The following is a 12462-nucleotide window of genomic DNA, read 5'->3' as shown; positions in this document are numbered from 1 at the left end:
GGATGGCGGCGCGTTAGACCGAGGAAGTACCGATGAAAGCTGATATCCATCCAGTTTACGAAGCCATTGACGCGACCTGCAGCTGCGGCAATGTCATCAAGACCCGTTCCACCCTGGCCGCTCCGCTGAGCCTGGACGTGTGCAACGAGTGCCACCCGTTCTACACCGGCAAGCAGAAGACGCTTGACGTTGGCGGCCGTGTCGACAAGTTCAAATCCCGTTTCGGTGCGTTCGGCGCTACCAAAGCGAAGTAAGACTGGCTGCCCCATGGGCATCTCCAGGCTGCTTGAAAAGGCGCTCCTTGTGGGCGTCTTTTTTATGCCCGCGATTTGGGTTTCCGGCGCGCAGGCCTTCTGCCCGGCACCTGCCTCGTTGCCGGTTGCGCAGGTGCAGCGCGTGGTCGATGGCGACACGCTGCGCCTGAGTGATGGCCGCAGCGTGCGGATGATCGGGCTCAACACGCCTGAGACCGGCAAGAAAGGCCAGTCTGCCGAGCCGTTTGCCGAGGCTGCGAAAAGACGCTTGCAGGCGCTGGTGGATGAAAGCGGCGGTCAGGTCGGTTTGCGTGTCGGCCAGCAGGGCAAGGACCATTACGGTCGGACTCTGGCCAACGTTTACGATCGCAAGGGTGCAAACCTTGAGGCGCAGTTGCTCAGCGAAGGGTTGGGGTATCTGGTGGCCGTTGCGCCCAATGTTGCGCTGGTCGATTGCCAGCAAGTTGCCGAACGTGCAGCGCGGCAGGCGCAATTGGGTGTGTGGCGCGACTCGCCGGTTCAGCCCTCGACCAGGCTGAGCAAAAGCGGCTTTGCGATAGTGTCCGGTCAGGTCAAGAGCGTGCAGCGCAATCGCGGCGGTATCTGGATCGAGTTGCAAGGCTCGCTGGTCCTGCGTGTTGCCCCGGCTAACGTGAACTCATTCGACACGGCAATGCTGGAGCGCCTCAAGGGCCGGCAGGTCGAGGCGCGCGGCTGGGTGGTCGATCGGTCCCGGCGCGGTGCTCTGAAATCAGGGCAGGCACGCTGGCTGCTGCCACTGACCCACCCTGCGATGCTGAGCCCTTCAGGTCGATAGAAACTGCCTTCTGGCCAGTTGTCTGGCGATGGGTGACCGGGTGTTCACGTTTCAGGTATCTAAGCGTAAAGTCTAATCCTGTGCCTATTGACAGCAGTGACTGGTCAGTCTTGTTAGGACTATGCATCTTGCGTATCCTCGGCGGTCCGTCTGTCCCACAGTAAAAAAAGCGGAATCCAATACATGTCAGATTTGAAAACTGCCGCGCTCGAATACCATGCCAATCCTCGTCCGGGGAAGCTGAGCGTCGAACTCACCAAGCCGACTGCAACCGCTCGTGACCTGGCTCTGGCCTACAGCCCTGGCGTTGCTGAACCCGTGCGTGAAATTGCCCGTGACCCCGAGCTGGCTTACAAGTACACCGGCAAAGGCAACCTGGTAGCAGTTATTTCCGATGGCACCGCGATTCTCGGCCTCGGCGATCTGGGCGCATTGGCCTCCAAGCCGGTCATGGAAGGTAAAGGGGTTCTGTTCAAGCGCTTCGCCGGTATCGACGTTTTCGATATCGAAGTCGATTCCGAAAGCCCACAGGCATTCATCGACACCGTAAAGCGTATCTCCATCACCTTCGGTGGTATCAACCTGGAAGACATCAAGGCACCTGAGTGCTTTGAAATCGAGAAAGCGCTGATCGAACAGTGCGACATCCCGGTTTTCCACGATGACCAGCACGGCACCGCTATCGTGACTGCTGCCGGTATGATCAACGCATTGGAAATTGTCGGCAAAACCCTCGATTCCGCGAAGATCGTCTGCCTGGGCGCTGGCGCTGCAGCCATCTCCTGCATGAAGCTGCTGGTGAGCATGGGCGCGAAGATCGAAAACATCTTCATGGTCGACCGTACCGGCGTCATTCACTCTGGCCGTACCGACCTGAACCAGTACAAGGCTGTGTTCGCTCACGCGACCGAGAAGCGCTCGCTGACCGACGCACTGGATGGTGCTGACGTGTTCGTGGGCCTGTCAGGTCCTAACCTGCTGAGCGCTGAAAACCTCAAGCTGATGGCCAAGGACCCGATCGTGTTCGCCTGCTCGAACCCGGACCCGGAAATCTCCCCGGAGCTGGCTCACGCCACCCGTAGCGATGTGATCATGGCGACCGGCCGTTCGGACTACCCGAACCAGGTCAACAACGTTTTGGGCTTCCCTTTCATCTTCCGTGGTGCTCTGGACGTTCGCGCCAAGCGTATCAACGAAGAAATGAAGATCGCTGCAGCCAACGCCCTGCGCGAACTGGCCAAACTGCCTGTTCCTCAGGAAGTCAGCGATGCCTACGGCGGTATCAAACTGGAATTCGGTCGTGAGTACATCATCCCGAAACCAATGGACACCCGCCTGCTGGGCCTGATCGCCGACGCAGTTGCCAAGGCAGCCATCGAGAGCGGTGTTGCAACCCTGCCTTATCCGAAGCACTACCCGCTGACCAGCGTGGATGATGTGTTCAAGGGCTGATCCTTGACGCAATAAAAAACCCCTGCAGCGATGCAGGGGTTTTTTTATGCCTGGAATTGAGATCATCGTTCCTCACGCTCCAGCGTGGGCATGCCTTGGGTGACGCTCCGCGTCACAAATCTGCGCGGCACCGCTGAATCAAAAGAGGACGCGGAGCGTCCAGAACGGCATGCGACGCGGAGCGTCGCACGATAGTTGGGATTAACGGGATAGTTGGGATTATCGTTCCTCACGCTCCAGCGTGGGCATGCCTTGGGTGACGCTCTGCGTCACAAATCTGCGCGGCACCGCTGAATCAAAAGAGGACGCGGAGCGTCCAGAACGGCATGCGACGCGGAGCGTCGCACGATAGTTGGGATTAACGGGATAGTTGGGATTATCGTTCCTCACGCTCCAGCGTGGGCATGCCTTGGGTGACGCTCTGCGTCACAAATCTGCGCGGCACCGCTGAATCAAAAGAGGACGCGGAGCGTCCAGAACGGCATGCGACGCGGAGCGTCGCACGATAGTTGAAATGATCGTTCCTCACGGTCCATGTGACGCGCTGCGTCACTTACCTGCGCAGTGCTATCAGAACAAATCGATCGGTGCTGACTCATCCGCTGGCAACGGGCTGCCCGGTGCGCTGCTGCCGCCCAGTTCGTTGACGCTTGGCGGTGTGTCTTCGCTTTTGAACAGTTCGAAGAACGCGTTCGGCGTGCTAGGTGTGGCAGCGCGGCCGCTCAACGGGTCTACTCGCAGGCTGAGGATGCCCGGCGGTTCGGCCTGCTGATGCGGTGGCTTGTCCTTGAGTGCAGCGCTCATGTAGTCCATCCAGATCGGCAGGGAGACCGTACCGCCAAATTCATGACGACCAAGGCTTTCAGGCTGATCGAAGCCGCTCCAGACAGTTGTCACATAGTCCGCGTTGTAACCGGAGAACCACGCATCCTTGGAATCGTTGGTGGTACCGGTCTTGCCGGCGATATCCGGCCTGTTCATGGACAGAGCGCGCCGCCCGGTGCCGCGCTTGATTACGTCCTGCAGCATGCTGTTCAGAATGTAGGTCGTGCGGCCATCTACAATGCGCTCTGCAACGGCGGGCGCTTGCGGCTGGGCCGGTGTGCCCGGTGGGCCTGCGACCACGCTCGGGCTGTCATGCACGGCAAAGGTCGATGTATTGGGCGCAGTATTGACGTCGTTGGCCGGTACGCTTGGCGGGTTGGCGACGAACAGAGTCTGGCCGTCACGGTTCTCGATGGTCTGGATCAGATAAGGACTGACCTTATAACCGCCGTTGGCAAAGGTGGCCCAGCCGGTGGCGATTTCCATCGGGGTCAACGTAGCCGTACCCAGTGCCAGCGACAGGTTGCGCGGCAAGTCCTGCTTGGAGAAGCCAAAACGGGTGATGTAGTCGATGGTGCTGTCGATGCCGAGGGCCTGGAGCAGGCGGATCGATACCAGGTTGCGAGACTTGTACAGCGCCTCGCGCAGGCGGATCGGGCCAAGGAAGGTGTTGGTGTCATTTTTCGGACGCCATACCTTGTCCAGATACTCGTCGACGAACACGATAGGTGCGTCGTTCACCAGACTGGAGGCGGTGTAGCCGTTATCCAGTGCAGCGCTGTAGATGAACGGTTTGAAGCTGGAGCCCGGCTGACGCTTGGCCTGCATGGCGCGGTTGTAGTTGCTCTGCTCGAAAGCGAAGCCGCCGACCAGTGCACGAATGGCACCGTTTTGCGGGTCAAGCGAGACCAGGGCGCTCTGCGCGACGGGAATTTGACTGAATTTCAGCGAGCCGTCGTCCTGGCGCAGCAGACGAACGAGGTCGCCCACCTTCGCAACATCGCCTGGCTGCTTCGGATTCGCCCCCAGACTGTTGGTATTCAGGTAAGGCCGCGCCCACTTCATGGTGGCCCAGTCCACCGTTTCTTCTTTCTCGCCGTTGCGGGTCAGCACGCGCAAGCCGGTCTTGTCGACCTGGGTCACGATGCCGGGCTCGAGGCCGTTGATCATGCGTTGTTTGGTCAGTTCCTGTACCCAGTTGGCGCGGGTCATGCCCGGGAAGCGGCTTTCCGGGCCGCGATAGCCGTGGCGCTGGTCGTAATCTATCAGGCCCTGCTGGATGGACTTGTTGGCGTGTTCCTGAAGGTCGCTCGGCACCGTGGTAGTGACGCGGAAGCCCTCTGTATAGGCCTCGCTGCCGTAACGGCCGACCATTTCGGCGCGCGCCATTTCAGCAATGTACGGCGCGTTCACTTCCGGCGTTGGCACGTGATAACTGGCGTTGAGCGGTTCGTTCAAGGCTGTCTGGTAAGCGGTCTGGTCAATCTTGCCCAGGCGGTACATGCGGCCGAGGATCCAGTCGCGGCGTTCCTTGGCGCGGGTCGGGTTGGCCAGCGGGTTGAAGCGTGACGGTGCCTTGGGCAGACCGGCAATCATGGCCATTTGCGCAAGGCTTACATCGCGAATCGATTTGCCATAGTAGACTTGCGCCGCCGCTTCGATTCCGTAGGCGCGGTTACCCAGATAAATCTTGTTGACGTACAGCTCGAGAATCTCGTCTTTGGTAAGTTGGCGCTCGATTTGCAAGGCCAAAAGAATCTCGGTGGTTTTGCGTGAAAAGCTTCTTTCGCTGGTCAGGAAGAAGTTTTTCGCGACCTGCATGGTGATGGTACTGCCGCCTGACTGAATATGGCCGCTTTTTACCAGTTGTGTGGCAGCGCGCATCAGGCTGCTCGGGTCGACGCCGTAGTGATTGGCAAAGTTATCGTCTTCGGCCGATAGCAGGGCGTTGATGAAATTGGGTGGAATTTCCGCGAAGCGAATCGGCGTGCGGCGCATCTCGCCAAACTCGGCAATCAGCTTGCCGTCGCTGCTGAATACGCGCAGGGGGATTTGCAGTTGAATGCTTCGCAGCGCTTCAACCGATGGCAGGGTCGGGCTCAGGTAGAGAAACGCGCCACTCAGGCCAAGCAACAGCGAGCAGAATACCGCGACGAGGGACCACCAGAAAAACTTCAGCAGGCGTATCAAGGCTTTTGGATTTCCAGAAAAAATAATGGGTTAAGCGCAGGCATTTACAAATGAACACGCCTTGAAGCTTTCTTAAATGAAAAAATCGCTGGGCATTATAAGCATTTTTCGTCCACGAGCGTGATTTGCGCTACTGTCAAGGCTGTCGACAGTGACGTTGACCCGAAATAACTCCGTAAGTGGCGGAAACTCATAGGAATCAGGTTGTGTTCGAACTCTTCAGTAAGAAGGCCAACACCCTTCTAGGGATCGATATTAGCTCCACCTCGGTAAAACTCCTGGAATTGAGTCGTTCCGGCACTCGTTACAAGGTCGAGTCTTACGCAGTCGAGCCGTTGCCGGCCAACGCTGTCGTCGAAAAGAATATTGCCGAGCTCGAAGGGGTTGGCCAGGCGCTGTCTCGCGTGCTCGCCAAGGCCAAGACCAGCGTCAAGATTGTGGCGGTCGCCGTAGCCGGTTCCGCCGTGATCACCAAGACGATTGAAATGGACGCCGGTCTTTCCGACGACGACATGGAAAACCAGCTCAAGCTTGAGGCTGACCAGTACATCCCTTATCCGCTGGAAGAAGTCGCCATCGATTTCGAAGTGCAGGGCTACTCGGTGCGCAATCCCGAACGCGTCGAAGTATTGCTGGCTGCCTGCCGCAAAGAGAACGTCGAAGTGCGCGAGGCAGCGCTGGCGCTGGCCGGGCTGACCGCGCGCGTGGTGGACGTCGAAGCTTACGCCCTTGAACGCTCGTTCGGCCTGCTGGCTGCGCAACTGGGTAACGGTCATGACGAGCTTACCGTGGCGGTGGTCGATATCGGTGCCACCATGACCACCCTCAGCGTGCTGCATCATGGCCGGATCATCTATACCCGCGAGCAACTGTTCGGTGGCCGCCAACTGACTGACGAAATCCAGCGTCGCTACGGGCTTTCCATGGAGGAGGCCGGGCTTGCCAAGAAGCAGGGCGGGTTGCCCGACGACTATGTCAGCGAGGTGCTGGACCCCTTCAAGGATGCGTTGGTGCAGCAGGTCTCCCGTTCTTTGCAGTTCTTTTTTGCGGCCGGTCAATACAACTCCGTGGATCACATCATGCTGGCAGGCGGCACGGCTTCGATTTCAGGGCTGGAGCATTTGATTCAACGACGCATCGGCACCCCGACGATGGTCGCCAACCCGTTTGCCGACATGGCCCTGAGCTCCAAGGTCAATGCCGGGGCACTGGCCAGTGACGCTCCCGCATTGATGATCGCGTGCGGTCTGGCGTTGAGGAGCTTCGACTGATGGCGCGGATCAACTTATTACCGTGGCGCGAAGAGCTTCGCGAAGAACGTAAAAAGCGCTTCCTGACCGCACTGGTCGGCGTGTTGGTGGTGTCAGTCGGTATTCTGTTTCTGATTGATCGTTACGTCAGCAACGCCATTGAGCATCAGATGGCGCGCAACGCGTTTGTGCAGACGCAGATCGCTCAGCTCGATATACGCATTAAGGAGATCAGCGACCTGAAGGCGCGTCGTAAACAGTTGCTTGAGCGCATGAAGATCATTCAGGACCTGCAAGGCAACCGCCCGATCACAGGGCGTGTATTCGATCAACTGGCGCGCACTCTTCCGGATGGCGTTTATTTCTCGCAGGTCAAAATGACCGACAAGCTGATTGCCATCAGTGGCGCTGCCGAATCGAACAACCGGGTCTCCGACCTGATGCGCAACCTTGAAGCCTCTGACTGGCTGGAAGCGCCGAGCCTGACTGAAGTGAAGGCCACGACTGCAGGGGCCGTGGATCAGGCCAACGTCTTTCAGTTGACAGTGCGTCAGACCCAGCCGCCGGTTGCCGCGGCTGCACCCGCTGCACCCGCTGCAACCACGCCCGCTACAGGAGCCAAGCCATGAATATGTCTGAATGGCTGGAAGGGCTTCGCAAGGTTGACCTGAGCGAGCTGGACCTGAACAACCTGGGTTCCTGGCCCGCAGCGGTCAAGGCCATTGCCGGCGTGCTGGTCGCGGTACTGATTTTCGCACTGGGCTACTTCTTCTTTATTCAGGATCTGGAAACCCAGCTGGAAAGCGCACAGAACAGTGAAGTGACGCTCAAGGAGCAGTTTTCCAACAAGGCCTTCCAGGCTGCCAACCTTGAGCCTTACAAGAAGCAGATGGAAGAAATGGAAAACACCTTCGGTGCTCTGCTGCGGCAATTGCCCAGCGACACCGAAGTGCCTGGCTTGCTTGAGGATATAACCCGGACCGGGCTGGGAAGCGGGCTTGAGTTCGAGGAAATCAAACTGCTGCCCGAGGCGGTCCAGCAGTTCTACATCGAGCTGCCGATACAGATCACGGTAGTCGGTGGTTATCACGACCTGGCGACCTTCGTCAGCGGTGTCGCCAGCCTGCCGCGCATCGTCACGCTGCACGATTTCGAGATCAAGCCGGTCGACCCGAAGGTGCCGACCAAGTTGCGCATGAGCATTCTGGCCAAGACCTACCGCTACAACGATGAAGGGCTGAAGAAATGAGGGCGGCGCGATTGCTGTGCGTCAGTGTGGTTATGACAGGGTTGGCCGGTTGCGGTAATGACAATGATTTTGCCGACCTGTCGGCGTTCATGGATCAGGCCAGAGCGCGCCCGAGCGGCACTATCGAGGCCCTGCCGAAGTTTCGTCCGTATGAAGCGTTCACCTACAACGCCTCAACGCTGCGCAGTCCTTTTCAGCCGCCGGTCAAGATCGACCTGCTCAACCGCCAGAAGGGCTCGCGGCTGGTAGCACCGGACGAGCACCGGGTCAGGCAGTTCCTGGAAGGGTTCAATATCGAGTCGTTCGAGATGGTCGGCACGATTGGCAACGAGTCAGGGACATTTGCCCTGCTGCGCGGTGCCGGAGGCGTTCATCGCGTCAAGGTGGGCGATTACCTGGGCCGTAACAACGGCCGGGTAGTGTCAATCGGTGATGCGCAGGTAGATGTCATTGAAATTGTTCCTGATGGAGAGGGGGCCTGGCTGGAAAGGCCGCGCACTATCGCCCTCAAAGAACGCTCATGAAGTGGGCAAGGCCAAGTATGCACAGTAGCGCTCAACGGAAATTGATCATGACCCGGATTTTCTCGATTATCGGCGTGTCGTTATGCATCGCGATGCTTTCGCCGGTTCTCCAGGCTGCCAACCTAAAGACTCTGGATGTCGCCGCCCTGCCGGGTGATCGCATCGAGCTCAAGCTGGCATTCGACTCGCCGGTGCCTGCGCCGCGCGGTTACACCACGGCGCAACCTGCGCGTATTGCGCTGGACCTGCCGGGCGTGACCAGTCAGTTGGCGACCAAAAGCCGTGAACTCGGTAACGGTAACGCACGCAGCGTGGTCGTTGTACAGGCTCAGGACCGCACGCGGGTAATCATTAACCTGACCACGCTTTCGCCCTATAGCTCCCGCGTCGACGGCAACAACCTGTACGTGGTTATCGGCCAGGGCGCAGCCGCTGCGCAGGCTTCCCAGCCAACCACCGCGATGGGCGCGCAACGGGTAGCGGTGCCGCCACCCACTCCGGCATCTGCCAAACCGTTTATCCCTGCGGGCGTCAAGGCCATCAGGAATGTCGATTTCCAGCGCGGCGAGCTGGGTGAAGGCAATGTGATCATAGACTTGAGCAACCCCGGCATTGCCCCGGATATTCAGGAGCAGGGCGGCAAGATCCGTGTCGACTTCGCCAAGACCCAACTGCCCGAACCGCTGCGCGTCCGGCTGGACGTCAAGGACTTCGCCACGCCGGTGCAGTTTGTCAGTGCGTCGGCTACGGGTGACAAGGCCAGTATTCTGATCGAGCCGTCGGGTGCCTTCGACTACTCGGCGTTTCAGACCGAAAACAAGCTGACCATCAGTGTGCGGCCGTTGACCAATGAGGATCTGGACCGCCGCGCCGCTGACAAACCGGTGTACACCGGTGAAAAGCTGTCGCTGAACTTCCAGGACATCGACGTACGCTCGGTGCTGCAACTGATTGCCGACTTCACCAACCTCAATCTGGTAGCCAGCGACACGGTTCAGGGCGGTATTACCCTGCGTCTGCAGAACGTGCCATGGGATCAGGCGCTGGACCTGGTGCTGAAAACCAAAGGCCTGGACAAGCGCAAGGTCGGCAGCGTCCTGCTGGTCGCGCCCGCCGATGAAATTGCTGCCCGCGAGCGTCAGGAGCTTGAATCGCTCAAGCAGATCGCCGAGCTGGCGCCCCTGCGTCGCGAACTGCTGCAGGTCAATTACGCCAAGGCTGCCGATATCGCCAAGCTGTTCCAGTCGGTGACCAGCGCCGAGTCCAAGACCGACGAGCGTGGTTCGATCACTGTGGACGACCGGACCAATAACATCATTGCCTATCAAACCCAGGACCGGCTCGACGAACTGCGTCGCATCGTCTCGCAACTGGACATTCCGGTGCGTCAGGTGATGATCGAGGCGCGCATCGTCGAGGCCAACGTCGATTACAACAAGCAACTGGGTGTGCGCTGGGGCGGCTCGACCAACACCAGCGGCAATGGAAAATGGACAACCTATGGCCTTGATAATAATGGCGATGAGGCAGGTAACACTGGCAGCAACGTGACCTCCAACGTGCCGTTTGTCGATATGGGCGCATCTGGCGCAACCTCCGGCATTGGCCTGGGCTTCGTCACCAACAATACGTTGCTGGACCTTGAACTGAGCGCGATGGAGAAGACCGGTAACGGTGAAATCGTCTCCCAGCCCAAGGTAGTCACTTCCGACAAGGAAACCGCCAAGATCCTCAAGGGCACCGAGATCCCGTATCAGGAATCCAGCTCCAGCGGTGCAACCACGGTGAGCTTCAAGGAAGCCTCGCTGTCGCTTGAAGTAACGCCGCAGATCACGCCGGATAACCGCATCATCATGGAGGTCAAGGTCACCAAGGATGAGCCGGACTACCTGAATGCGGTGCTTGGCGTACCACCGATCAAGAAAAACGAGGTCAACGCCAAAGTGCTTATTTCCGATGGCGAAACCATCGTCATTGGTGGTGTGTTCTCAAATACGCAAAGTAAAGTTGTCGATAAAGTGCCATTTCTTGGCGATGTACCGTATCTTGGCCGGCTTTTCAGGCGCGATGTGGTATCCGAGTCCAAATCCGAGCTGTTGGTATTTTTGACTCCGCGTATCATGAACAACCAGGCGATTTCTGTGAGTCGTTGATTTTGTGCGAAATTTAATACTTGTGGGGCCGATGGGTGCTGGCAAAAGCACCATCGGCCGTTTGCTTGCCAAAGAGTTGCGACTGCCGTTCAAGGATTCCGACAAGGAGATCGAGTTGCGCACGGGTGCCAATATCCCGTGGATCTTCGACAAGGAAGGTGAGCCGGGTTTCCGTGAGCGCGAGCAGGCCATGATTGCCGAGCTGTGCGAAGCCGATGGCCTGGTTCTGGCCACCGGTGGCGGTGCCGTCATGCGCAGTGAAAACCGTCAGGCGCTGCGTGCCGGTGGGCGCGTGGTGTATCTGCATGCCTCTATAGAACAGCAGGTCGGGCGCACCGCGCGTGACAGAAATCGTCCTTTGTTGCGTACCGCCGATCCGGCCCGGGTGCTGAGCGAATTGCTGGCTATCCGCGACCCGCTGTATCGGGAAATCGCCGACGTGGTGATTGAAACCGATGAGCGGCCGCCCCGAATGGTGGTTCTCGAGATATTGGCGCGTCTTGCAGAGCTTCCTCCCCGTTAAAGCGCGGGCGAAAATGCGCTATTCTCGTCGACCAGCAAAACAGCGACGGTGCATGGCCTTGCGTCATGACCTGCTGAAGCACAAACCGTCCAACCGGTAATCAATGTGGGGACACATGCAGACACTTAAGGTCGAGCTTGGTGAGCGTAGCTACCCGATCCATATTGGCGAAGGCCTTCTGGATCAGCCAGAGCTCCTGACCCCGCATATCGTCGGGCGTCAGGTGGCTATCGTTTCCAACACGACAGTGGCACCGCTGTATCTGGAGCGTCTGACGCAGACCCTGGCCGGTTACAACGTTCTTCCGATTGTTCTGCCCGATGGCGAGGCGTTCAAGAACTGGGAAACCCTGCAGACCATTTTCGATGGCCTGCTGACCGCTCGTCATGATCGTCGCACCACGGTCATCGCCCTGGGTGGCGGTGTAATTGGCGACATGGCCGGGTTTGCTGCCGCCTGTTATCAGCGCGGCGTGAATTTCATCCAGATCCCGACCACGTTGCTGTCCCAGGTGGACTCTTCGGTGGGCGGCAAGACCGGCATCAATCACCCGTTGGGCAAGAACATGGTGGGAGCCTTCTATCAGCCAAGCGTCGTGCTGATCGATACCACTTCGCTCAACACCCTGCCCGAGCGTGAACTGTCCGCCGGGCTGGCAGAGGTCATCAAGTACGGCCTGATCTGCGACGAGCCGTTTCTGACCTGGCTTGAAGAGCACGTCGACGCGCTGCGCGGGCTGGATCAGGCAGCGCTGACCGTGGCCATCGAACGCTCCTGTGCGGCCAAGGCGCTGGTGGTCGGCGCCGACGAGCGTGAGTCCGGTGTTCGCGCCACATTGAACCTGGGTCACACATTCGGTCACGCCATCGAGACGCATATGGGCTATGGTGTCTGGCTGCATGGCGAGGCAGTAGCTGCCGGTACGGTCATGGCGCTGGAAATGTCCTCGCGTCTGGGCTGGATCAGCACGCAGGATCGGGATCGCGGTATTCGCCTGTTTCAGCGCGCCGGGCTGCCGGTGGTGCCACCACAGGACATGACGGAAGACAATTTCCTCGAACACATGGCGATCGACAAGAAAGTCATCGACGGTCGCTTGCGTCTGGTGCTGTTGCGCCAGATGGGTGAAGCGGTTATCACGGACGATTATCCAAAAGAAGTATTACAGGCCACCCTGGTTGCGGACTATCGCGCCCTGGTGGATCAGCTTAGAGGTTAACGGAAA

General features: G+C 58.8%; 11 protein-coding genes. 10 read left to right on the top strand and 1 reads right to left on the bottom strand.

The annotated features are described in order from the left end of the window. Window positions 1–32: 32 nt before the first annotated feature. The 3 genes from rpmE to AO068_RS09900 all read left to right on the top strand — a co-directional run bounded on the left by rpmE (window position 33) and on the right by AO068_RS09900 (window position 2523). Entirely contained in the window at window positions 33–254 is a 222-nt protein-coding gene (gene rpmE, locus AO068_RS09910; protein WP_002551648.1) for a 50S ribosomal protein L31, read from the top strand. 13 nt (window positions 255–267) lie between these two features. After that, a complete protein-coding gene (locus AO068_RS09905) occupies window positions 268–1071 on the top strand; it encodes a thermonuclease family protein (RefSeq protein WP_054072297.1) in 804 nt (267 codons plus the stop codon). A gap of 183 nt (window positions 1072–1254) precedes the next feature. Further along, on the top strand, window positions 1255–2523 hold the full coding sequence (locus AO068_RS09900; protein ID WP_058408270.1) for a malic enzyme-like NAD(P)-binding protein: 1269 nt from the start codon (window positions 1255–1257) through the stop codon (window positions 2521–2523). Between the two features lie 570 nt (window positions 2524–3093). Here AO068_RS09900 and AO068_RS09895 read toward each other — a convergent pair. Next, window positions 3094–5535, bottom strand: a complete 2442-nt coding sequence (locus AO068_RS09895) for a penicillin-binding protein 1A (protein ID WP_371875224.1) — start codon at window positions 5533–5535, stop codon at window positions 3094–3096. A gap of 209 nt (window positions 5536–5744) precedes the next feature. Between AO068_RS09895 and AO068_RS09890 the strand changes: the two genes are divergently transcribed. The 7 genes from AO068_RS09890 to aroB all read left to right on the top strand — a co-directional run bounded on the left by AO068_RS09890 (window position 5745) and on the right by aroB (window position 12456). Continuing rightward, entirely contained in the window at window positions 5745–6809 is a 1065-nt protein-coding gene (locus tag AO068_RS09890) for a pilus assembly protein PilM (RefSeq protein WP_002551652.1), read from the top strand. After that, the gene (locus AO068_RS09885) at window positions 6809–7417 is read left to right on the top strand and encodes a PilN domain-containing protein (protein WP_058408268.1); all 609 of its coding nucleotides are present in this window, start codon (window positions 6809–6811) and stop codon (window positions 7415–7417) included. The genes AO068_RS09890 and AO068_RS09885 overlap by 1 nt, the downstream gene beginning before the upstream one ends. Continuing rightward, window positions 7414–8037 carry a type 4a pilus biogenesis protein PilO gene (gene pilO / locus AO068_RS09880; protein WP_002551654.1) on the top strand — a complete coding sequence of 208 codons (624 nt, stop codon included), beginning with the start codon at window positions 7414–7416 and terminating at the stop codon, window positions 8035–8037. The genes AO068_RS09885 and pilO overlap by 4 nt, the downstream gene beginning before the upstream one ends. Continuing rightward, complete coding sequence (pilP, locus tag AO068_RS09875) at window positions 8034–8561, top strand: type 4a pilus biogenesis lipoprotein PilP (RefSeq protein ID WP_002551655.1); 528 nt, start codon at window positions 8034–8036, stop codon at window positions 8559–8561. The genes pilO and pilP overlap by 4 nt, the downstream gene beginning before the upstream one ends. A 47-nt stretch (window positions 8562–8608) precedes the next feature. Beyond that, window positions 8609–10714: a type IV pilus secretin PilQ gene (pilQ, locus tag AO068_RS09870; RefSeq protein WP_005743117.1), complete on the top strand. Its 2106-nt coding sequence runs from the start codon at window positions 8609–8611 to the stop codon at window positions 10712–10714. Window positions 10715–10718: 4 nt separating this feature from the next. Next, on the top strand, window positions 10719–11237 hold the full coding sequence (aroK, locus tag AO068_RS09865) for a shikimate kinase AroK (RefSeq protein ID WP_057420647.1): 519 nt from the start codon (window positions 10719–10721) through the stop codon (window positions 11235–11237). A gap of 115 nt (window positions 11238–11352) precedes the next feature. Next, a complete protein-coding gene (gene aroB, locus AO068_RS09860) occupies window positions 11353–12456 on the top strand; it encodes a 3-dehydroquinate synthase (RefSeq protein WP_002551658.1) in 1104 nt (367 codons plus the stop codon). Window positions 12457–12462 lie beyond the last annotated feature (6 nt).

The sequence above is a fragment of the Pseudomonas sp. ICMP 3272 genome (assembly GCF_001466905.1).
GTDB lineage: Bacteria > Pseudomonadota > Gammaproteobacteria > Pseudomonadales > Pseudomonadaceae > Aquipseudomonas > Aquipseudomonas amygdali.
The sequence above is the reverse complement of the archived record's forward strand: the minus strand, read 5'-3'. Positions and strand labels throughout refer to the sequence as shown.